The 20,181-nt window shown below is 68.8% G+C and carries 20 protein-coding genes; 8 read left to right on the top strand and 12 right to left on the bottom strand.

What is annotated here, in order from left to right:
• Positions 1 to 94: 94 nt before the first annotated feature.
• Complete coding sequence (locus VIM54_RS01185; protein ID WP_331898455.1) at positions 95 to 901, bottom strand: LLM class F420-dependent oxidoreductase; 807 nt, start codon at positions 899 to 901, stop codon at positions 95 to 97.
• Between the two features lie 110 nt (positions 902 to 1,011).
• Here VIM54_RS01185 and VIM54_RS01180 point away from each other — a divergent pair, with 110 nt between their 5' ends.
• A complete protein-coding gene (locus tag VIM54_RS01180) occupies positions 1,012 to 1,701 on the top strand; it encodes an SGNH/GDSL hydrolase family protein (RefSeq protein ID WP_331898453.1) in 690 nt (229 codons plus the stop codon).
• On the opposite strand, the gene ffh is transcribed toward VIM54_RS01180, so the two are convergent.
• Entirely contained in the window at positions 1,698 to 3,296 is a 1,599-nt protein-coding gene (gene ffh, locus VIM54_RS01175; RefSeq protein ID WP_331898452.1) for a signal recognition particle protein, read from the bottom strand. The genes VIM54_RS01180 and ffh overlap by 4 nt on opposite strands.
• A 94-nt stretch (positions 3,297 to 3,390) precedes the next feature.
• Here ffh and VIM54_RS01170 point away from each other — a divergent pair, with 94 nt between their 5' ends.
• The 6 genes from VIM54_RS01170 (at position 3,391) to VIM54_RS01145 (ending at position 8,984) form a co-directional block, all read left to right on the top strand.
• Positions 3,391 to 4,272: an LLM class flavin-dependent oxidoreductase gene (locus tag VIM54_RS01170; RefSeq protein WP_331898450.1), complete on the top strand. Its 882-nt coding sequence runs from the start codon at positions 3,391 to 3,393 to the stop codon at positions 4,270 to 4,272.
• A gap of 84 nt (positions 4,273 to 4,356) precedes the next feature.
• Complete coding sequence (locus VIM54_RS01165) at positions 4,357 to 5,529, top strand: NAD(P) transhydrogenase subunit alpha (protein WP_331898449.1); 1,173 nt, start codon at positions 4,357 to 4,359, stop codon at positions 5,527 to 5,529.
• Positions 5,526 to 5,927 carry a proton-translocating transhydrogenase family protein gene (locus VIM54_RS01160; RefSeq protein WP_331898447.1) on the top strand — a complete coding sequence of 134 codons (402 nt, stop codon included), beginning with the start codon at positions 5,526 to 5,528 and terminating at the stop codon, positions 5,925 to 5,927. The genes VIM54_RS01165 and VIM54_RS01160 overlap by 4 nt, the downstream gene beginning before the upstream one ends.
• Positions 5,924 to 7,297 carry an NAD(P)(+) transhydrogenase (Re/Si-specific) subunit beta gene (locus VIM54_RS01155; RefSeq protein WP_331898446.1) on the top strand — a complete coding sequence of 458 codons (1,374 nt, stop codon included), beginning with the start codon at positions 5,924 to 5,926 and terminating at the stop codon, positions 7,295 to 7,297. Before VIM54_RS01160 ends, VIM54_RS01155 begins: the two co-directional genes overlap by 4 nt.
• 37 nt (positions 7,298 to 7,334) lie before the next feature.
• Complete coding sequence (locus VIM54_RS01150) at positions 7,335 to 8,327, top strand: aldo/keto reductase (protein ID WP_331898444.1); 993 nt, start codon at positions 7,335 to 7,337, stop codon at positions 8,325 to 8,327.
• 144 nt (positions 8,328 to 8,471) lie between these two features.
• On the top strand, positions 8,472 to 8,984 hold the full coding sequence (locus tag VIM54_RS01145) for a gamma carbonic anhydrase family protein (protein WP_331898442.1): 513 nt from the start codon (positions 8,472 to 8,474) through the stop codon (positions 8,982 to 8,984).
• Positions 8,985 to 8,994: 10 nt separating this feature from the next.
• On the opposite strand, the gene VIM54_RS01140 is transcribed toward VIM54_RS01145, so the two are convergent.
• The 10 genes from VIM54_RS01140 to VIM54_RS01095 are packed head-to-tail and all read right to left on the bottom strand — an operon-like array spanning position 8,995 to position 19,214.
• A complete protein-coding gene (locus VIM54_RS01140; RefSeq protein WP_331898440.1) occupies positions 8,995 to 10,479 on the bottom strand; it encodes an NAD-dependent succinate-semialdehyde dehydrogenase in 1,485 nt (494 codons plus the stop codon).
• A complete protein-coding gene (locus tag VIM54_RS01135; protein ID WP_331898438.1) occupies positions 10,476 to 11,678 on the bottom strand; it encodes an iron-containing alcohol dehydrogenase in 1,203 nt (400 codons plus the stop codon). Before VIM54_RS01135 ends, VIM54_RS01140 begins: the two co-directional genes overlap by 4 nt.
• Positions 11,675 to 12,604, bottom strand: a complete 930-nt coding sequence (locus tag VIM54_RS01130) for an NAD(P)-dependent oxidoreductase (protein ID WP_331898436.1) — start codon at positions 12,602 to 12,604, stop codon at positions 11,675 to 11,677. The genes VIM54_RS01135 and VIM54_RS01130 overlap by 4 nt, the downstream gene beginning before the upstream one ends.
• Positions 12,605 to 12,618: 14 nt before the next feature.
• On the bottom strand, positions 12,619 to 14,124 hold the full coding sequence (locus VIM54_RS01125) for an aldehyde dehydrogenase (protein WP_331898434.1): 1,506 nt from the start codon (positions 14,122 to 14,124) through the stop codon (positions 12,619 to 12,621).
• Positions 14,121 to 15,224 carry a mandelate racemase/muconate lactonizing enzyme family protein gene (locus VIM54_RS01120; protein WP_331898432.1) on the bottom strand — a complete coding sequence of 368 codons (1,104 nt, stop codon included), beginning with the start codon at positions 15,222 to 15,224 and terminating at the stop codon, positions 14,121 to 14,123. Before VIM54_RS01120 ends, VIM54_RS01125 begins: the two co-directional genes overlap by 4 nt.
• A 25-nt stretch (positions 15,225 to 15,249) precedes the next feature.
• Positions 15,250 to 15,759, bottom strand: coding sequence for a formaldehyde-activating enzyme (gene fae, locus VIM54_RS01115; protein ID WP_331898430.1), 510 nt, complete (start codon positions 15,757 to 15,759; stop codon positions 15,250 to 15,252).
• On the bottom strand, positions 15,760 to 16,701 hold the full coding sequence (locus tag VIM54_RS01110) for a glycine betaine ABC transporter substrate-binding protein (protein WP_331898428.1): 942 nt from the start codon (positions 16,699 to 16,701) through the stop codon (positions 15,760 to 15,762). It abuts the gene before it with no gap.
• A 53-nt stretch (positions 16,702 to 16,754) separates the two neighbouring features.
• The gene (locus VIM54_RS01105; protein WP_331898426.1) at positions 16,755 to 17,540 is read right to left on the bottom strand and encodes an ABC transporter permease; all 786 of its coding nucleotides are present in this window, start codon (positions 17,538 to 17,540) and stop codon (positions 16,755 to 16,757) included.
• A 2-nt stretch (positions 17,541 to 17,542) separates the two neighbouring features.
• Positions 17,543 to 18,580 (bottom strand): ABC transporter ATP-binding protein, encoded by a 1,038-nt coding sequence (locus tag VIM54_RS01100; protein WP_331898424.1) that lies wholly within the window; start codon positions 18,578 to 18,580, stop codon positions 17,543 to 17,545.
• On the bottom strand, positions 18,573 to 19,214 hold the full coding sequence (locus tag VIM54_RS01095) for an ABC transporter permease (protein ID WP_414673147.1): 642 nt from the start codon (positions 19,212 to 19,214) through the stop codon (positions 18,573 to 18,575). The genes VIM54_RS01100 and VIM54_RS01095 overlap by 8 nt, the downstream gene beginning before the upstream one ends.
• A gap of 162 nt (positions 19,215 to 19,376) precedes the next feature.
• Between VIM54_RS01095 and VIM54_RS01090 the strand changes: the two genes are divergently transcribed.
• Positions 19,377 to 20,181: IclR family transcriptional regulator (locus VIM54_RS01090; protein WP_331898420.1), on the top strand; the 805-nt coding region annotated here is incomplete at its 3' end.

Below are 20,181 nucleotides of genomic sequence, written 5' to 3'. Positions count from 1 at the left end.
CCCACGAAACTGGCGCCAAATGCCCGATTCTGGAGCACACCTCCGGAGAAACGCGTGTTGCGGATGCGGCGAGCGGCGACGCCGACGTGCCGCGTCAGCCGGCGTTCTTCGCGTCGCGCCAGGCCAGCCAGTTGTGAACCGGGGCGAGATCGTAGGCGGGGCCGGATATCCCGATGGTGAAGAGGCTGGTTCCGAGAGCGTGCAGCTCGTCGGCCTGATCGTGGTTGCGGCCGCGCAGCTCGGTCGAGATCTCGATCTGCGAGACGTCGCGGCCCACCTCCGCGCCGTGCTCCGCGAGGATGCCGAGCTTGCGCTCGAGCGTCTCCGGGTCGCTGAACGAGTGCCAGATGTCGGCGTGCTTCGCCACGATCCGCAGAGTCTTCTTTTCGCCGCCCCCGCCGATCAGCACCGGGATGTGCCTGGTCGGCGCCGGGTTGAGCCTCGCCCAACGCGCCTCGATCACCGGCAGGCTCGCCGCGAGCGCGTCGAGCCGCTTGCCGACCGTGCCGAACTCGAAGCCGTACTCCACGTAGTCCTTCTCGAACCAGCCGGAACCGGTGCCGAAGATGAACCGGCCGGTGCCTGTGCCCTTCGCGCTGATGTGGTCGATCGTGCGGGCCATGTCCGCCTGCAGATTCGCGTTGCGGTAGCTGTTGCAGTTGACGAGCGCGCCCAGCTCCACCCGCGAGGTCTGCTCGGCCAGGGCGGCGAGCATTGTCCACGACTCGAAGTGCAGGCCGTCCGGGTTGCCGTAGAGCGGGTAGAAGTGGTCCCAGTTGAAGAGGATGTCGACGCCGAGGTCTTCGAGCTCGGCCGCCGTCTCGCGGATCTTCTCGTATCCGGCGTGCTGGGGGGCGATCTGCACGCCGAGGCGCACCGGGCGGTTGTGGGCTGGGGTCATTACTCGAGCCTAGAACGAGTCGACGCTCGGCGCCCACCTCCGACTCGGATCGACTCCGAGTGGTCTCATTCCAAGTGTTCTCATAGGGTGCGCGACGTAACCTGTCGACCATGACCCTGCGCCAGCCACGATTCGTCGCGCTGGCCGCGATGCTCGCCGCGGCTCTCGCCCTCGGCGGTTGCGCGTCGAATGACCTCGACACGGACACGACCACGACCGCGACGGCCACGACTTCGGGTCCCGTCGTCGTGGCGATCGGGGACTCGATCATGAAGGGCCACGGACTGTCTCCGGCCCAGGCGTGGCCGGCGCTGCTCGCCCAGACGAACGCGTGGTCGCTCGACAACCTCGCCTGCGATGGCGCCGGTTTCGTGAAAGCGGGGGACGCCGACGACTGCGGCGGCGACTTCTCCGGCCTCGTCGCCGAGGCGGTGGCGGCCAAGCCGTCCCTCGTCCTGATCTCGGGCAGCAGCAACGACCTGGGCATCAGCAACTCTCAACTGCAGGAGCAGACGATCCAGGTCGTGACGGCGCTGCAGGCCGCCCTCCCCACGACGACGATCGTCGGCATCAGCACCGTCTGGAACGACACCGCCGCGCCCGACCAGATGGACGACATCAACGAGCAGGTGCGCCAGGCCGTGAAGGGGGTGGGCGGTGTCTACCTCGACATCGGGCAGCCGCTCGCCGGCCACCGCTCGTGGCTGCAGAGCGACGACGTGCACCCCACCGTCAAGGGCCAGCGGGAACTCGCAAAGGCGATCGCCGGGGCCGTCCGAAGCGCGAAGCTGAAGCTCTAGCCGCGGCCGAGCAGCTTCTGCAGGCTCGCGAGCTCTTCCTCGGAGGGCCCGGCCGTGCCGGCACCGCCGAGGCCGAATCCGGAGCCCGAGGCGGCCGTCGACGGCTTGGCCCCGGCCGCGAGGGCGGCGTTCTCCGCCGCGCGCTTGGCCGGGTTGCCTGACTTGGAGCCCTTCTTCTGCTGCACCTTCTTCGCCCCGCCGAACTTGGCGCCTGGGATCGGCCCCATGCCGGGCACCTGAGGCACCCCGCCCTTCGCCACGGTCTTCATCATCTTCGCCGCCTGCTCGAAACGATTGACGAGCGCGTTGACCTCGGTGACGGTCGTGCCTGAGCCGCGCGCGATGCGCACCCGCCTTGAGCCGTTGAGCACCTTCGCCTGGCGACGCTCGGCGATCGTCATCGACTGGATGATCGCCTCGGTGCGGGTGATCTCCGACTCGTCGAAGTTGTCGAGCTGCTCGCGCATGCCCTTCGCTCCGGGGAGCATGCCGAGCATGTTCTTGATCGAGCCCATGTTCTTGAGCTGCTGCATCTGGCCGAGGAAGTCCTCTAGCGTGAAGGTGTCGGTGGCGAACTTTTCCGCGACCTTGCGGGACTCCTCCTCGTCGAAGTTCTTTTGCGCCTGCTCGATGAGAGTGAGGATGTCGCCGAGGTCGAGGATGCGGCTCGCCATGCGGTCGGGATAGAACGGCTCGAAGTCGTCGAGGCCCTCACCGGTGGAGGCGAAGATGATGGGCCGGCCGGTGACCGAAGCCACGGACAGCGCCGCACCACCGCGCGCGTCGCCGTCGAGCTTGGTGAGCACGACACCGGTGAAGTCCACGCCCTCCTGGAACGCCTTCGCGGTGGCGACGGCGTCCTGGCCGATCATCGCGTCGATGACGAAGAGCACCTCGTCTGGGTCGATCGCCTTGCGGATGTCTGACGCCTGCTTCATCAGCTCGGCGTCGACGCCGAGGCGGCCGGCGGTGTCCACGATCACGATGTCGTACTGCTTGTCCCTGGCGAACTTGATGCCGTCCTTGGCCACCTTGACCGGGTTGCCGCCGCCTCCGCCGAAGAACGATTTGGGGGCGGCATCCTCCGCGCCGACATTTCCCGGTTCCGGCGCGAACACGGCGACGCCGGCCTGCTCGCCGACGACCTTGAGCTGGGTGACCGCGTTGGGGCGCTGGAGGTCGGCGGCGACCAGCAGCGGGGTGTGGTTCTGGGCGGCAAGCCATTTCGCGAGCTTGCCGGCGAGGGTGGTCTTTCCGGCGCCCTGGAGTCCGGCGAGCATGATCACGGTCGGCGGATTCTTGGCGAACTGGATGCGCCGGGCCTCGCCGCCGAGGATCGTCACGAGCTCGTCGTTGACGATCTGCACCACCTGCTGGGCGGGATTGAGAGCCTTCGAGACCTCGTCCCCCATCGCGCGTTCGCGCACGCGAGCGGTGAAGTCCTTCACCACCTCGAGGGCGACGTCGGCGTCGAGCAGCGCCCGGCGGATCTCGCGGACGGTGCCGTCCACATCCGCCGCGCTGAGCTTGCCCTTGCCGCGAAGGTTCTTGAAGGTGTCGACGAGTCGATCGGTGAGATTTCCAAAGGTGGCCATGGTGCGACCAGTTTAACCCGACCGCGCCGGGTCCCGCCGTGCGTGTCACGAGGCGCGCCTCGCCTCGTGCCGTTCCCGCTCCTAGGCTGGGCACATGCGCTTCGGAATCGTGATCCTGCCTCAGGAGCCGTGGGCGAAGGCCCGCTACACGTGGGCGGCGGCAGAGAACCTGGGCTTCGACCACGCCTGGACCTACGACCACCTGTCGTGGCGCACCCTCGCCGACGAGCCGTGGGGCGCGACGATCCCCACCCTCACCGCGGCGGCGACGGTGACGACCAGGATCCGCCTCGGTACCTTCGTCTCGTCGCCCAACTTTCGGCATCCGGTCACCTTCGCCAAGGATGTCGCGACCGTCGACGACGTGTCGGGCGGCCGGTTCATTCTCGGGATCGGCTCGGGAGGCACGGGCTTCGACGCGTTCGTGCTCGGCCAGGCCGCGCTCTCGGCGCGGGAGCGGCACGAGCGGTTCGCCGAATTCGTACAGCAGCTCGACGGGCTGCTGCGCTTCGAGCAGCATGGGCCGATCTCGTTCGCCGGCGAGTGGTTCACCACGCACGAGGCGCGGATGGTGGGGGTGCCCGCCCAGCAGCCCCGCGTGCCGTTAGTGATCGCCGCGAACGGGCCCCGCGGCCTCGGCGTCGTCGTCCGGTACGGGCAGGGCTGGGTGAGCACCGGCAAGGAGGGCGCCACCGGCGAGGAGTGGTGGGCGTCCGTCGAGTCGCTCGTCGCCCGCCTCGACGACGCGGCGGCTGCCGCCGGGCGCGACCCGGCAGCCATCGAACGGTACCTCTCGCTCGACTCCGGCGGGCGGTTCTCTCTCGAGAGCGTCGGCGCTTTCGAGGATCTCGTGGGCCGGGCGGCCGGGCTCGGGTTCACCGACGTCATCTCGCACTGGCCGCGCCGCGACGGCGTCTACGCCGGATCCGTCTCGGTGCTCGAAGAGGTGGCCGGCCGGCTCGACTCCCTGCGCTAGCGAGCCGCGACGCCGTAACCGGGATTTTCGGCCCCGAAGCGATACGTTGGCAGAGGTCGCTCGTGAGGGCCCACAGGGAGTCAGATGAACATCGGTGTTCGGCGCGAGATCGACCCAGGGGAACGCCGGGTCGCGGCCACTCCCGAATCCGTGCTCCAGCTCGTCGCCGCGGGCCTGAGCGTGTCGGTGGAGCAGGGAGCGGGAGCCGCGGCGGGCTATCCAGACGGCGAATACGCGAAGGCGGGCGCCCGGCTCGTCGACACCCTCGACGCGGCGCAGTGCGACGTGCTCGCCCACGTTCGGCCGCTCGATCCGGGCACCGTTGCCCGGCTCGCCGAGGGGACGATCACGGTCGGCCTCGCCGCCCCCGCGGCGAACCTCGCCGTCGTGGCGGCGCTTCGGGATGCCGGGGTCACCTCGTTCGCGCTCGAACTGGTGCCGCGGCTCTCCAGGGCCCAGTCCATGGACGCTCTCACCTCGCAGGCGCTCGTGGCCGGCTACCGCTGCGTGCTCGAGGCCGCGATGCGGCTGCCCCGCTTCTTCCCCCTGTACATGACGGCGGCCGGGACGATCCCGCCGGCCAGGGTGCTCGTCCTCGGCGCCGGCGTCGCCGGCCTCCAGGCGATCGCCACGGCGAAGCGCCTCGGGGCCCGCGTGTCCGGCTACGACGTGCGCGCGGCATCCGCCGAGGAGGTCGCGTCGATGGGCGCGACCTTCATCACTCTCGACGCGGACACCGCCGACGGAACCGGCGGCTATGCGACCGAGCTCGCCGAGGACCGGGCCGCCCGCCAGCGCGAGCTCCTGCGCCCCCACATCGAGGCCGCGGATGTCGTGATCACGACGGCGGCGATCCCCGGCCGACCGGCGCCGCGGCTCGTCAGCTCCGACATGCTGCGGGGCATGCGCTCCGGATCGGTCGTGATCGACCTCGCCGCGGAGTCCGGCGGAAACGTCGAGGGAAGCGTGCCGGGGGCCGACATCCCGATCCGCCTCGACGGCGACCGCGGCACGATCACGCTCGTCGGGATGAAGGATGTCGCCTCCGCGATGCCGTACGACGCCTCGAGGCTCTACGCGAAGAACGTCTCGAATCTCCTCACTCTGATGACCGTCGACGGCGTGGTCGTCCCCGACTTCACCGACGAGGTCGTGGGCGGCGCGTGCCTCACCCGCGACGGGATCGTGACCCACCAACCGACGCTCGAGGCGATGTCGCTGAGCGAAGAGGCACGCGAGACGGGACCACAGCGATGAATGCCATGACCCTCCTGACCGTGTTCGTGCTGGCGGTCTTCATCGGTTTCGAGGTCGTCTCGAAGGTGTCGAGCACCCTGCACACCCCGCTCATGTCCGGGGCGAACGCCATCCACGGCATCATCCTCGTCGGCGCGATCATCGTTGCAGGCTCCGCCACCGAGACCTGGCTGCTCGTGACTGCCCTCGTCGCCGTGCTGCTCGCGACCATCAACCTCGTCGGCGGATTCGTCGTGACCGACCGGATGCTCAGGATGTTCGGCGGACGCGCGGCGCCGGCCTCCCGCAGGCAGCCATCCGCCCGCAAGCAGCCGTCGGCCCGCAGGCAGCCATCCGCCCGCAAGCAGCCGTCGGCCCGCAAGCAGCCGTCCTCCCGCAAGCAGAAGGACGCCTTGTGAATGTGCTCACGGCCGAGTGGACCGCCGGCCTCTACCTGCTCGCCGCGGTCTGCTTCATCCTCGCCCTCAAGGGGCTCAGCTCGCCCCGAACGGCCAGGCGGGGGAACCTGATCGGTGCCGTCGGCGCCGTGATCGCGGTCGGCACGGTGTTTCTCTCGGTCCACCTCGGCAATCTGCCGTGGATCATCGCGACGATCCTCGTCGGCTCCGCGATCGCCGCCCCGGTCTCGCGCCGGGTCACGATGACGCAAATGCCCCAGCTCGTGGCCCTCTTCAACGGGGTCGGCGGCGGCGCCGCGGCGATCGTGGCGATTCTCGAGCTCGCCCACGCCGAATCGCCCTGGTCGGGCCTGGCGATCGCCTTCACGATTCTGATCGGCGCCGTCTCCTTCGCCGGGTCGGCGGTCACCTTCGCGAAGCTCCAGGAACTCATCTCGACCAGGCCCCTCATCTTCGCCGGGCAACGCTGGGTCATGGTCGTCGTGCTCGCCGGCGCCCTCGCGTCCGGCGGCTTCGTGGTGGCGACCGGGTCTCTCCTGCCCGCGATGATCCTCCTGGGGCTTGGACTCCTCAGCGGGTTGCTGCTCGTGCTGCCGGTGGGCGGGGCGGATGTGCCGATCGTGATCTCGCTGCTCAACGCGTTCACGGGGCTCGCGGTCGCGGCATCCGGCCTCGTCCTCGGCAACGTGCTCCTCCTCGTGGCCGGGACGCTCGTGGGGGCAAGCGGCACGATCCTGACCAGGGCCATGGCCGCGGCGATGGGGCGCAGCGTCAGCGGAATCATCTTCGGCGCGTTCAAAGGCGGCTCGACCGCCGGGTCGACGACGATCTCCGAGCGTCCGGTGCGCTCGGTGTCGGCCGAGGATGTCGCGATCCTGCTGGGATACGCGCAACGAGTGATCGTGGTGCCCGGCTACGGGCTCGCCGTCGCGCAGGCGCAGCACACCATGGCCGAGCTCGCGACGGTGCTCGAGGCGAAGGGCATCGAGGTCGTCTTCGGCATCCACCCGGTCGCCGGCCGCATGCCGGGGCACATGAACGTGCTCCTCGCCGAGGCGAACGTGGCGTACGAGGTGCTTCGGGAGATGGACGAGGTGAATCCGCAGTTCAAGACCGCCGATGTCGTGCTCGTCGTCGGAGCCAACGACGTCGTCAACCCCGCCGCGAGAACGAGCCCGGGCTCGCCGATCTACGGGATGCCGATCCTCAACGTCTCGGAGGCCAGGCAGGTGGTCTTCCTCAAGCGGTCGATGCGCCCCGGATTCGCGGGAATCGAGAACGAGCTCCTCTACGAGTCGCAGACGACCCTGCTCTTCGGCGACGCCAAGGAATCGCTGACCCGGATCCTCAGTGCCGTCAAGAGCCTCTGAGCCGGTCGCGACCCGACTCGGCGCCTAGGCTGCAGGCATGGCCGACACCGCAATTCGCTCCGTTTCCCTCGGCACGACCGGGATTCTCGTGAGCGAGTTCTTCTTCGGCGGTGCCGCGATCGGCGGCATCGGCTCAGCGCCGTCGCGAATCGGGCTCGGGATGGCCACCGACGAGGCACTCGAGCGGCTCGACGAAGCATACGAGGTGGGCATCCGGGTGCTCGACACGGCCAACAGTTTCGCGGGCGGCGAGAGCGAACGGGTGATCGGCCGCTGGCGAGAGGAACGCGAGCGGGACGACGTGCTCGTCTCCACCAAGGTCGGCAACGTCGTGGAGCGCGGCCAGGAGACCATCTCCCTCTCCGCCGACCACATCGCGCGCCAGCTCGCGCTCAGCCGCTCGAGGCTCGGCACGGTGGACCTGTACCTCGCCCACGGCGTCGACCCGTCCACGCCGCTCGAGGAGACCATCACCGCGTTCGCCGCGGCCATCGACACCGAGCAGATCCGGGCGTACGGATGCTCGAACCTCTCGGTGCGCGAGGTGGAGGCCTGGCTGCTCGCCGCCGACCGGGCGGGACTCCCCCGGCCGGGCTGGGTGCAGAACGGCTTCAGCCTGCTGTCGCGCGAGGTCGAGCGAGACCTGCTGCCGCTGCTCGCGGAGGAGGGACTCGGTTTCGTGGCGTACTCGCCACTTGCCGGCGGCATCCTGTCGAACCGGTTCCTCGGGACCGACCTCGAGGCGCTCCCGGAGCCCGCCGCCGGGAGCCGGCTCGCGCTCGCCCCCGCGATGTACGGCGACGCGTTCACCCTGCCGAACCTGGCCAGGGTCGCCGCCGTCGAGCCGGTCGCCCGTGAACGCGAGGTGAGCATCGCCGGACTCGCGCTCGGCTGGCTGCTGCGGCATCCGCTCGTCACGGCGACGATCGTCTCGCCCAGGCGCACCGCCCAGTGGGACGCCGTGACGGAAGCGGCGTCGATGGACTTCGACGACGCGCTCGCGGAGCAGGTGGGGGCGCTGTTCGCCTGAGCGCCCGCGCCCTCTCGCCAAGCCGAAAACGCAGGAGATTTGGCACCGAATGCCGCGTAACGCCGCCGCGATGGCCATTTCGCGGCGAATCTCCTGCGTTTTGGGAATCAGGGGCGCGGATCGTCGCCGCGATAGCCTGAACGGATGTCACTCATTCTCGCCTTCGACGGACACACGCCGGCCATTTCCGACACCGCGTGGGTCGCCCCGAACGCCACGCTCATCGGTCGCGTCACGATCGCCGACGACGCGAGCGTCTTCTACGGCTCGGTGCTGCGCGGCGACACCGACTCGATCTCGATCGGCGCGGGCAGCAACATCCAGGACAACGTTTCAGTGCACTGCGACACGGGCATCCCGACCACGGTCGGCGCGCGCGTGAGCGTGGGCCACTCGGCGGTGCTGCACGGCTGCACCGTGGAAGACGACTGCCTCATCGGCATGAGCGCGACGGTGCTCAACGGCGCGGTAATCGGCGCCGGCTCCCTCGTCGCGGCGGGGGCCGTCGTGCTCGAGGGCACGATCGTGCCGCCGGGCTCGCTCGTGGCCGGGGTGCCGGCGAAGGTGCGCCGTGAGCTGACCAGGGACGAACGGCTCGGGGTCACCGCCAACGCCATGCACTACGTGGAGCTCAGCCGGCAGCACGCCGCGATCTGACCGGCACCGCTCAGGCGTCGGCGAACGGGTCGGCGATTCCCACGTATCGCGTCTCCAGGTACTCCTCGATTCCCTCGAGACCTCCCTCGCGGCCGAGCCCGGACTGCTTGACGCCGCCGAACGGTGCGGCCGGATTCGACACGATGCCCGTGTTGATGCCGAGCATGCCCACCTCGAGTTCCTCCGCGAGGCGAAGGCTCCGGTTGAGGTCCCGCGTGTACGCGTAGGCGACGAGGCCGAACTCGGTGTCGTTGGCGAGCCGGATGGCGTCTGCCTCCGTCGCGAAGGTCGTGATCGGCGCGACGGGCCCGAAGACCTCCTCGTGCATGATGCGGGCGTGCGCCGGAACGTTGGTGAGCACGGTCGGCTCGTAGAAGTAGCCCGCCCCCTCGACGGCCCTGCCACCGAGGGCGAGCGTCGCGCCGGCCTCCACCGAGGCGGTGACGAGTTCGTGAACCTTGGCCCGGGTCCCCTCGTCGACGAGCGGCCCGATCTTCGACTCCGGCTCGGTACCGCGCGCGACGGTGTGGGCCCGCATCCGTTCGACGAGCCTCGCCGTGAACTCGTCGGCCACCGACTCGTGCACGAGGATGCGGTTGGCCGCGGTGCAGGCCTCTCCGCCGTTGCGCATCTTGGCGATCATCGCGCCGTCGACGGCCTTTTCCACATCCGCGTCGCCGAATACCAGGAACGGAGCGTTGCCGCCGAGCTCCATCGAGACGCGCAGAACCTGGTCGGCGGCATCCGCGATGAGGCGCCGCCCCACCTCGGTCGAACCGGTGAACGAGAGCTTGCGCAGGCGCGGGTCCTTGATGAGCGGGGCCGTCACCGCGCCTGCCCTCGTGGTCTGGACGACGTTGAGCACGCCGCCCGGCAGACCGGCCTCCTGCAGCAGTTGCGCGAAGAAGAGGGCGGTGAGCGGCGTGAGGGCGGCGGGCTTCAACACCATCGTGCAGCCCGCCGCGATCGCCGGCGCGATCTTGCGCGTGGCCATGGCGAGGGGAAAGTTCCACGGGGTGATGAACAGGCATGGTCCAACCGCTCGCTTGGTGACGAGCAGACGGCTGTTGCCATCGGGGGCGGTCGAGAACCGGCCGGAGATGCGCGCGGTCTCCTCGGAGAACCAGCGCAGGAACTCCGCACCGTAGGCCACCTCGCCGCGGGCCTCGGCGATCGGTTTGCCCATCTCGAGCGTCATGAGCAGGGCGAAGTCGTCGGCGCGCGCCGTGAGAAGCTCGAAGGCCGAGCGCAGAATCTCCGCCCGCACCCGCGGCGCCGTCTTCGCCCAGGAGCGCTGGGCGGCAGCCGCCGCGTCGAGAGCCGCGGCACCGTCGGCCGGCGTCGCGTCGGCAATGGTCAGGAGCACCTCGCCGGTGGACGGGTCGTGAACGTCGAAGGTGCCACCGTCGGCAGCCGGGCGCCACTCCCCGCCGATGAAGAGACCGGTCGGGATGCGCTCGAGCAGGGACTTCTCGATTGTCGGCGTGATGATCACAGGGACTCCTTGAGGATGCGCACCACGTCGTCCACGGTGGGCTGGATGGGGTTGTTGACCGTCACGGAATCGGCGAGCGTGTCGGCGGCGAGCGACGGAAGAGCCTCGAGCGTGACCCCGAACGTGGAGAGTGGGCCCGTCATGCCCACTCGCGCCGCGAGCGCCGCGATCGCCGTGATCGCCGACTCGGCGTTCTCCGCCTGGGACGCCGCGGTGTCCCCCACCCCGAGAGCGAAGGCGACCCGGGCAATACGCTCCGCCCGCGCCGGCAGGTTGAACCGCAGCACGCTCTCGATCACGATGCAGAGGGCGAGCCCGTGCGGGATGTTGAACTGGCCGCCAAGCGGATGCGCGATGCCGTGCACCAGCCCAAGACCGGTGTGCGAGAAACCGACGCCGGCGACGTGGCTCGCGAGCAGCAGCTCGGCCCGGGCCTCGATGTCCGAACCGTCATCGACGGCGCGCGGCAGGTACTCGGCCACCGTGGAGATCACCTGGAGGGCGATGCCGTCGCTGTACGGATTCGCGCGCACCGAGAGGTACGACTCGAGGGAGTGGGTGAGGGCGTCCATGCCGGTGGCGGCGGTGGCCCCGGCCGGCAGGCCCACCGTGAGGTCCGGGTCGAGGATGGCGGCCCTCGCGAGGGCGCTGTCGTGGCCGACGTAGAACTTACGGTGGCTCACGATGTCGGTGATCACCCCGAAGGCATTGACCTCGGCCCCGGTGCCGGCTGTCGTGGGAATCGCGACGATCGGCAGCGCAGGGTGGGCGAAGGTCGTGCTGTAGTCCAGGCCGACGCCGCGCTCCTGGTTGACCGCGCCGAGAGATATTCCCTTGGCGGCATCCATCGAGGACCCGCCTCCGACGGCGACGATGGCCTGCGCCCCGACGGAGGCAGCGAGGTCGCTTCCCTCGTCGACGCAGGTCGTCGTGGGGTTGGGTGTCACTCCCCCATACACCGTCACGGCGAGCCCGGCCGATTCGAGCGACTCGCGCACGCGTGCCACGATCGGGGATGCAGCGAGGAACGGATCCGTGACGATGATGGCACTCGTCGCGCCGGTCGCCGCGGTGATCTGGCCCACCCTGGTCACCGTGCCGCGCCCGAAGTGGGCGATCGGCTTCTGGTCGATCGTGAGTTCGGTGTCGGCGAGCGGTCGTGGCAGCGGGGCGAGGCCGGTGGGGGCGATGGTCTTCATGCGAACTCCTTCTGGAGGCGAAACTCGATGCCGAGAAGGTCTTCGTAGAGTCTCACCGGGGTCATTTCGCCGGCGCGGTCGCCGTACTGGGCCCGCGCCCGGCGGTAGATCTGCTCGACGAGCGCGCTGAGCTCGGACGGTGCCCCCACGGCCCGGGCGAGGTCGATCGACAGGCCGAGGTCCTTACAGGCGAGCGCGATCGCGAAGCCCTCGTCGTAGTCGCCGTTGTCGAGGATCGAGAGCACGTCGTTCTGCACGAAGTTACTGTTGGCCGGGCTCGCGATGAGCGAATTGCGCAACACGTCGAGGTCGACACCGGCCTTCACCCCGATGGCGAGCACCTCGGCCGTCGCCACCAGGTGCGAGAACCAGAGCTGGTTGATCATGAGCTTCACGGCGTAGCCGGTGCCGGCGTCCCCCACGTGCAGGATGCGCTCCGGGTCGCCCATCGCCTCGAAGATCGGGCGGAGGCGGGCCACGTCATCCGCCTCTCCTCCGACGAAGATCTGAAGCATCCCGTTCGCGGCCCCGACCGACATTCCGCTGACCGGCGCGTCGAGGATGTGCAGGTTGCGGTCCGCGTAGTCCGCGCGAACCCGCTGGGCGAGCTCGGGCACCGAGGTGGACATGTCCACCCAGGTGCCGTTGTCGGCGATCCCGGCGAGGATTCCCGTGGTCGGGTCGCACACCACGGTCTCCACGTGTCGCGGTGTCGGCAGCATCGTGATGACGACCTCGCTCTGGGCCGCCACCTCCGCCGGGGTGTTGGCCCAGACTGCTCCGGCGGCGACCAGCTCGTCGGCCGACTCCCGCCGGATGTCGTTGACCACGAGGTCGAAGCCCGCCTTCTGCAGGTTTCGGGTCATGCCGGAGCCCATGTTTCCCAGGCCGATGAAGCCGACGCGCGTCGGAGTGTTGGTGCTCATGTGTTCGTGCGTTCTCAATCGTTGGTCAGGGGCGAATCGCCCAGGTTGATCCAGGTGGTCTTGAGCGCCGTGTACGAGTCAAAGGCGTGCAGCGACCGATCGCGGCCGCTGCCCGAACTCTTGAACCCGCCGAACGGCGTGATGACGTCGGCGACGTCGTAGGTGTTGATCCAGACCGTTCCGGCGCGCAGGTCCCGCGCCACGGTGTGGGCCGTGGTGAGGTTGGCCGTCCAGACACTGGCCGCGAGACCGTACGCGCTGTGATTGGCCACTCGCACCGCCTCGGCCGCGCCGCGCACCGTGGTCACCGCGAGGGCGGGACCGAAGATCTCCTCCTGGCCGATGCGGCCCGCGTTGTCGACCCCCACGAACACCGTTGGCTCCACGTAGAAGCCCTCGGCCAGCCCCTCCGGGCGCACGCGCTCTCCGCCGTACACCGTCACGCCCTCCGAGCGCGCGACCTCGGTGTATTCGAGCACCCGGTCGAGCTGGGTCGAACTCGCGATCGTGCCGATCTGGGTGGCGTCGTCGAGCGGGTCGCCGAGGATGAGCGAGTCGCCCACCCGGCGCACCTTCTCCACGAGCTCGTCGTGCACCCGCTCGTCCACGATGAGGCGGCTGCCGCCGTGGCAGGTCTGCCCCGCGTTGTAGAAGATGCCCCACGCGACGGCCGACGCGCAGGCGGCGATGTCCTCGACATCCGAGAGCACCACCTGGGGCGACTTGCCGCCGAGCTCGAGCGCCACCTGCTTGCCGTTGGACTCCCCGGAATAGCTGAGAAAACGGCGACCGACCGCCGGTGAGCCGGTGAAGGTGATCTTGTCCACCAGGTAGTGGCGGCCGAGCGCCTGGCCGGCCACCGCGCCGAGGCCGGGAACCACGTTGAACACCCCGGGCGGGATTCCCGCCTCGGCGGCGAGTTCGGCAAGCTTGAGGGCCGAGAGGCTCGTGAGCTCTGCCGGCTTGAGTACGACGGAGTTGCCGGCGGCGAGCGCCGGCGCGACCTTCCACGCCGTGATGATCAGCGGGTAGTTCCAGGGCACGACGGCCCCGATCACGCCGAGCGGCTCCCGCGTCACGAGGGCGAGCGCGCTCTGGGGGGCCGGAGCGACCTCGTCGTAGATCTTGTCGATCGCCTCGGCATACCAGCGCATGGTGCGGGCGGCGTTCGGCACGTCGACCCGGCGCGAGTCGCCGATCGGATGCCCGGAGTCCATCGCCTCGAGGAGTGCAAGCTCGTCGAGGTTCTCCAGCATGAGCTCGCTGAGCCGCATGAGCACACGCTGGCGTTCCCGACGGTCGGCCCGCGACCATACCCCGGAGTCGAAGGCCCGAGCGGCCGCGCGTACTGCCGCATCCACGTCGGCCTCGCCGGCGGCGCTCACGCTCGTGATGAGCGTGCCGTCGCGGGGCGAGATCGTGTCGAAGGTCGCGCCGTCGACCGCCGGACGGAACTCGCCGTCGATGAACAGACGGTTCTCGGGGGTGAGCGCCGCCGCGCGGGCCGCCCAGTTGGTCATATCGTGAACCTCTTCACTGCATCCCAATCGATGGTGGCACCGAGTCCCGGTGCCGTCGGAACCATGAGATTACCCTCGCCGTCGATGTCCAGCGGCTCCATGAAGAAGTCACGGCGCTCCGGCGTCCATCCCGGCGGGTCGTACGGAAACTCGAGGTACGGGCCGGCGTCGACACCGGCCGCCACGTGCAGGTTGGCCAGGAGACCGAGTCCGTTGCTCCAGGTGTGCGGGGTGAATAGTCGGTGCCTGAGGTTGGCCGATTCGGCCACCTGGCGGGCGCGGTACATGCCAACGGCGAGCACGACATCCGGCTGGTAGATGTCGTAGGCGTCTGCCTCGATGAGGGCCGCCAGCTCCGGCATGCTGCGCACCATCTCGCCGCCGGAAACCTGGATGCCGGTCTGGGCGCGCACCCGGCGCGCACCGACGACATCCGCCTGCGGCAGCGGCTCCTCAAGCCAGAGCACACCCAGTTCCATCAGCTCCGCGGCGATCCGCTGCACCCGCGCAAGCGGCAGCGCGGCCTCGATGTCCCCGCTCATCCGCCACATCTGGTTGAGGTCCACCATGAGATCGAAGTGCGGCCCGACAGCCTCTCGCGCGGCCCGCACTGCGGCGATCCCCTCGTCGACGTTGTCCCGCGCGATGCGGATCTTCATCGCCTTGAAGCCACGCTCCCGAGCGGCGACGGCGGACTCCGCCCGAGCCTCGGGCGACTTCAGCTCCCCGCTCGACGCGTAGGCGACGAGTCGGTCCCGCGCCCCTCCGAAGAGCACGCTCACGGGCAGGCCGGCCACTTGCCCGATGATGTCCCAGAGCGCCGCCTCGAGAGGCCAGTACCGGCCGCCGTGGAAGTTGATCGTTTCGATGCGGCGCACCTGGTTGAGGATCTGCATCGGGTCGGTGCCGATGAAGAGGTGCTCGTACGCCTCGAAGCCGTCCATGGTGTCGCCGGAACCGACGCCCACGAGACCGTTGTCGGTCTCCACCTCCACGAGCGTGGCCGGAAAGTCGCGCCGCGGTTGGGGGTCCCACGCCGCGTGGAACGGCGGGTCGAGCGGCAGGCTCAGCCGCGTGAGCCGGATGGCGGTGATCTTCATGCGTGACTTCCTGGTCGGTGTGGGGCTAGGCCCGCGGGGTGAAGAAGGGATTCGACGGCGAGTGCCTCGCCGCGATCACTTCGTCGGTGCTCGGGAGCGACCTGGCGCCGTTTTCGAGGGCCGTGCGCACCGAGAGGCGGTTGTTGGCGTAGACGGCCTCCGCGTCATCCGCTGCGGGATTCACCCACACGGCGGCGATGATCACGTGGCTGTCCGCCTCTTCGAGGGAGATCACGCCGTCGGCGAGCGCATCCGCGACACCGGCGGCGATGCCGGCCTGCGCCGGTCCCCAGATCAGGAGCCCGTGGTCGTCGCCGACCGGGGCTGCCTTGGTCACGAATAGCGTGAGCGGCTTGACGGGCAGGGACGGCCGCAGCACGGTCACGAAGGGCACGTGCCCCTGGCTGGGGGTGGCGAGGGCCGAAGCCCACGCCACTCCTGCCGGCCCCTCGCGGTGACCGAAAACGGTGTTGACATGGGCGGCGTTGACGCCGTCCCCGTCAAAACTCTCACCAATCTGAAGAGCCTGGGTCATTTAGATCAGTCCCTGCTTGACGAGCCAGTCGTGCGCGATCGTCTTCGGGTCGTCGCCGTCGACATCCGCCTGCGCATTGAGCGTCTGCATCTCCAGGGTCGTGAGCTTCGGGGCCATCAGCGCGATGACCTTGGCGATGCCCGGGTACTTGTCCAGTGTTGTCTGCTTGACCGTGAACGCTCCCTGATAGACGGGAAAGAACTCCTTGTCGTCCTTCATCACCGTGAGGTCGAGGGCCTTAATGCGCCCATCGGTCTGGAAGACCTCGCCGAAGTTGCAGTCCGTGCCCTTCTGGGTGGCCGTGTAGATGACGCCGGTGTCGAGCAGCGCCACGTTGGAGTCCGGAACGTCGATGCCGTAGGCCTTCTTGAGGCCCGGCCATCCGTCATCCCGGGTGGAGAACTCGCTCTCGATGCAGAACGTCTGGTCCTTCACCGGGAGCCCGGCGATGTCACTGAGCGACTTCACCCCGAGCTTCTTCGCCTTGTCGGATCGGATCGCGAACGCGTAGGTGTTGTTGAGCGGCGCCGGGTCGACCCAGGCGATGCCGTTCTTCGCGTCGGCGGCCTTCGTCGCCGCGAACTGGGCCGCTTCGCCCTTCACGGGAGCGGTGTTCTTGTTGTAGGTGATCCAGGACGTGCCCGTGTACTCCCAGTACCCCATGAAGTTGTCGCTCTCGAGCGCCGCCCGAACGTTCGCCGAACCGACGACCTTGATGTTCGCCGTCGTCTTGGCGCCGTGGGCGTTGAGCAGGTCGCTCGTGAGGTAGGCGAGGATGTACTGCTCGGAGAAGTCCTTCGCTCCGATCGTGCCGGTGAGGCCGGCGACCTCGGTGCCCTTGCCCGACGACTTCGTCGCGCTTCCAGCGCCCGAGCACGCGCTGAGCGCGAGCAGGCCGACGGCCGCGACGGCCAGCAGCGACGTGGTGGTGCGTTTGTTCATGGTTTCTCCTTGTGCGGTGATGGGTGGGTGCTGTGCGGGTGAAAATCGGGGAATCAGGTTCCGCGCGGTCGGAGCAGGTCTTCGGCGATGCCGGCGATCCAGTCGATGAGCAGGGCGATGCAGGCGACGAGCACGGCTCCGGTGATGAGCACCGGGTAGCGCTGCAGCTTGAGGCCGTTCACGATCATGTCGCCGAGACCGCCCGCGTTGATGAAGGTGGCGATGGTCGCGACGCCGACGCAGAAGACGAGCGAGGTGCGCAGTCCGGCGAGGATCACCGGTACGGCGAGGGGAAGCTCGACATCGCGCAGCACCTGGTTGGGAGTCATCCCCATCCCTCGCGCAGACTCGCGCACGCTCTCGTCCACCTGCTGCAGGCCGATGAGGGTGTTGCGCAGCACGGGCAGGAAGGAGTAGATGACGAGCGCCACGAGGGCCGTCGTGTAACCGGTCTGCCAGACGATCGCAAGCAGGATGATCACCCCGACGGCCGGGGTCGCCTGCCCGACGTTCGCGATGCCGAGAACGATGCCCCGCACGACCTTCGACCGGGTGCGGCTGAGCGCGATTCCGAGCGGAATGGCGAGCACGGCGACCAGGGCGGACGCCACGATCGTGAGACCGAGGTGCTCGCGGGTGCGGTTGATGATGTAGTCGATGTTGAGGGTGCGCCGCTCGATCGAGTCGAGCTGGAGGGTCGAGAGCCAGAGCAGCAGAACCCCGAGCAAGACGACCACGAGGGCCGGCGTGACGAACCGCTTCGCGGTGAAGAACCGGGCGCGCCCGCTCGGCTGCTGGCTGTACGACGTTGACACGTCCCTGGTGGCTTGGCTGGTCATGATCAGTTCGCTTGCACCGTCGGTGTGGCGACGTCGGCCCCGAGCACCGCCGAGATCCGGTCGACACTGATGGACCCGATCGGCCTCCGTGCCTCGTCGACAACGGTGAGGGAGGCGAGCCCGGTGAGCACGAGCGAGTCCAGCGCGTCGCGGAGGGTGTCGGTGTCGCTCACGGTGATGGGCCCGCCAGACGCCTCGCTCACCGGACCGAGCACGGCGTCGGTGACCGGGATGAGGGTGAGCCGCTTGATCGCCGCGCCGTGGCCGATGAAGGAGGCTACATAATCGTTGGCCGGGGAGGCGAGGATGTTGGCCGGGGTGTCGAACTGTTCGATCTGGCTGCGATCGCTCAGCACCGCGATTCGGTCGCCGAGACGCACGGCCTCGTCGAAGTCGTGGGTGACGAAGATGATCGTCTTGCCGAGAGACTCCTGCAGCCGCAGGAACTCGGCCTGCAGCTTCTCGCGGGTGATCGGGTCGGTGGCGCCGAACGGTTCGTCCATGAGCATGACCGGCGGATCGGCGGCGAGCGCGCGGGCGACGCCGACTCGCTGCTGCTGCCCACCGGAGAGCTGCTTGGGGTAGCGGTGCGCGAAGTCCTTCGGGTTGAGCTCAACAGTGCTGAGCAGCTCGTCGATGCGGTCCCCGATCGCGTTCTTGCTCCAGCCGAGCAGCTTGGGCACCACGGCGATGTTCTCCGCGATGGTCAGGTGCGGAAACAGGCCGATCTGCTGGATCACGTAGCCGATGTGACGTCGGAGCTCGTGCGGGTTGAGCGAGAGCACGTCGCGACCGTCGATCGAAATCGAGCCGCTTGTCGGTTCGATGATGCGGTTGATCATCTTCATCGTGGTGGTCTTGCCGCATCCGCTCGGTCCGACGAACATGATCAGCTCGCCCGGCTCCGCGGTCATGGAGAAGTCCTCGACGGCCGACACCGGCTGGTTGGCGTAGCTCTTGGTGACGTGGTCGAGCACTATCCGGGCGCCGCTGGTGTTGCGGGCGATCTGGATGATTGCGGTGTCTGGTGTTTTAGGCACGGAGTCCCCTTGACGTGGTGTAGCGGGTGATGGTGACGAAGAGCGCGTCGACGATGAGCGCGAGGATGACGACGCCGAGAGTGCCGGTGAGCGCGAAGTTGAGCGCGTTCACGGAGCCGAGGGAGGACAGGCCCTGGAAGATGTACGAGCCCAGTCCCGGACCGGCGACATACGCAGCGATGGCGGCAATGCCGATGGTGAGCTGCGCCGCGACCCGCACCCCGGTGAGGATGATCGGCCAGGCGATCGGCAACTGAATGCGCAGGAGCACCGAAAACTGGTTCATTCCCATGCCCGTTGCCGACTCCATGACGGCCGGCGGCACCTCGCGAAGCCCGACCACGGTGTTGCGCACGATCGGCAGCAGCGAGTACATGACGAGCGCGATGACGGTGGGTGTCCAGCCGAGGCCGAAGGTGGGGATGAGCAGCGCGAGCATGGCGAGGGAGGGGATAGTGAGGGCCACGCCGGCCGCGGCGATGACCACGGAGCGCGGAATCGGCCGGTTCCAGACGAGCATGCCGATTCCGACGCCGAGAACCATGGCGATGAGCAGCGAGATGGCGACGACCGCGATGTGTTCGACGATCAGACCAAGGATGTCCGGCCACCGCTGTGACCAAAAATGCAGCAGTCGACTGAAATCGAATCCGGTCACGGTTGCGTCCTCCTTACTCTTCGTTGAGTTGCCGTTGCCGCTCGTGGTGCGGCGGTCGACTAGAGGAACACTATGAGTTGGTTCTTATTTGGGCAACCCCAGTTGCGCAAATGGCAACTGCCCAATAGTGTGGGGCCCATGACGACCGACAGTGAAGCGGCAGTTTCGGCCCCCAGACGCAATTCGGCCGGCCTCCGCCGGGACCTCGAATTGCTCGAGATCCTTGGCTCGCCCGAGGCGGAATCGGCCGGCGGACTCGGCGTCGTGCGCGTCTCCGAGCTCGCCGGACGCGACAAGGGCGCCATCTCGCGCACGCTCGCGACCCTCGCCGACTCCGGACTCGTCTCGCGCGACCCCGTGACGCAGAGCTATCGGCTCGGCTACCAGCTCTACGCACTCGCGGCGCGCACGCTCGAATCCCGACTGGTGCGGGCATCCGTGCCCTACCTGCGGCGCATGGTCACCGCGACGCACGAGACCACCCACCTGTGCGTGCTTCGCGGCGGCAATGTGCTCACCCTCGCGAGCGAGCTGAGCGAGTACGCGTTCCGCGGCCTCGGCTGGGAGGGCGTGAGCACCGCGGCCTGGCAGACCTCGTCCGGGCGTGTGCTCGTGAGCGACTGGGCGGAAGACGACCTGCGTCGCTGGTATGAGGCCCACGGCCACGACGCCGCGGTCACGAGTCCCGTCAGCCCCCCGCTACAGGCGTCCGGTGTCCCGACCACGGCCCCCACCGGGGTAGCCCCGCTCGTGACCGACTTCGAGAGCCTCACGGCCGAAATCGCCCGCATCAGGCGCCGCGGCTACGCGACCGTCGACGAGGAGTTCGAGACGGGCGTGGTCGGTGTCTCGGCGCCCGTGTTCGACTTCAGGCAGAACATCATCGCCGCCATCAACGTGAGCGCCCCCAAGCCCCGACTGGGGGCGCATCTCAACGAGGCGG

It is taken from the genome of Lacisediminihabitans sp., from assembly GCF_036569425.1.
Lineage (GTDB): Bacteria > Actinomycetota > Actinomycetes > Actinomycetales > Microbacteriaceae > Lacisediminihabitans.
The sequence above is the reverse complement of the archived record's forward strand: the minus strand, read 5'-3'. Positions and strand labels throughout refer to the sequence as shown.

Excerpts from the sequence above, each read along its gene's own strand:
- VIM54_RS01185 (WP_331898455.1), bottom strand. The coding sequence starts at position 901 with ATGACCCCAGCCCACAACCGCCCGGTGCGCCTCGGCGTGCAGATCGCC.
- VIM54_RS01180 (WP_331898453.1), top strand. The coding sequence starts at position 1,012 with ATGACCCTGCGCCAGCCACGATTCGTCGCGCTGGCCGCGATGCTCGCC.
- ffh (WP_331898452.1), bottom strand. The coding sequence starts at position 3,296 with ATGGCCACCTTTGGAAATCTCACCGATCGACTCGTCGACACCTTCAAG.
- VIM54_RS01170 (WP_331898450.1), top strand. The coding sequence starts at position 3,391 with ATGCGCTTCGGAATCGTGATCCTGCCTCAGGAGCCGTGGGCGAAGGCC.
- VIM54_RS01165 (WP_331898449.1), top strand. The coding sequence starts at position 4,357 with ATGAACATCGGTGTTCGGCGCGAGATCGACCCAGGGGAACGCCGGGTC.
- VIM54_RS01160 (WP_331898447.1), top strand. The coding sequence starts at position 5,526 with ATGAATGCCATGACCCTCCTGACCGTGTTCGTGCTGGCGGTCTTCATC.
- VIM54_RS01150 (WP_331898444.1), top strand. The coding sequence starts at position 7,335 with ATGGCCGACACCGCAATTCGCTCCGTTTCCCTCGGCACGACCGGGATT.
- VIM54_RS01145 (WP_331898442.1), top strand. The coding sequence starts at position 8,472 with ATGTCACTCATTCTCGCCTTCGACGGACACACGCCGGCCATTTCCGAC.
- VIM54_RS01135 (WP_331898438.1), bottom strand. The coding sequence starts at position 11,678 with ATGAAGACCATCGCCCCCACCGGCCTCGCCCCGCTGCCACGACCGCTC.
- VIM54_RS01130 (WP_331898436.1), bottom strand. The coding sequence starts at position 12,604 with ATGAGCACCAACACTCCGACGCGCGTCGGCTTCATCGGCCTGGGAAAC.
- VIM54_RS01125 (WP_331898434.1), bottom strand. The coding sequence starts at position 14,124 with ATGACCAACTGGGCGGCCCGCGCGGCGGCGCTCACCCCCGAGAACCGT.
- VIM54_RS01120 (WP_331898432.1), bottom strand. The coding sequence starts at position 15,224 with ATGAAGATCACCGCCATCCGGCTCACGCGGCTGAGCCTGCCGCTCGAC.
- fae (WP_331898430.1), bottom strand. The coding sequence starts at position 15,759 with ATGACCCAGGCTCTTCAGATTGGTGAGAGTTTTGACGGGGACGGCGTC.
- VIM54_RS01110 (WP_331898428.1), bottom strand. The coding sequence starts at position 16,701 with ATGAACAAACGCACCACCACGTCGCTGCTGGCCGTCGCGGCCGTCGGC.
- VIM54_RS01105 (WP_331898426.1), bottom strand. The coding sequence starts at position 17,540 with ATGACCAGCCAAGCCACCAGGGACGTGTCAACGTCGTACAGCCAGCAG.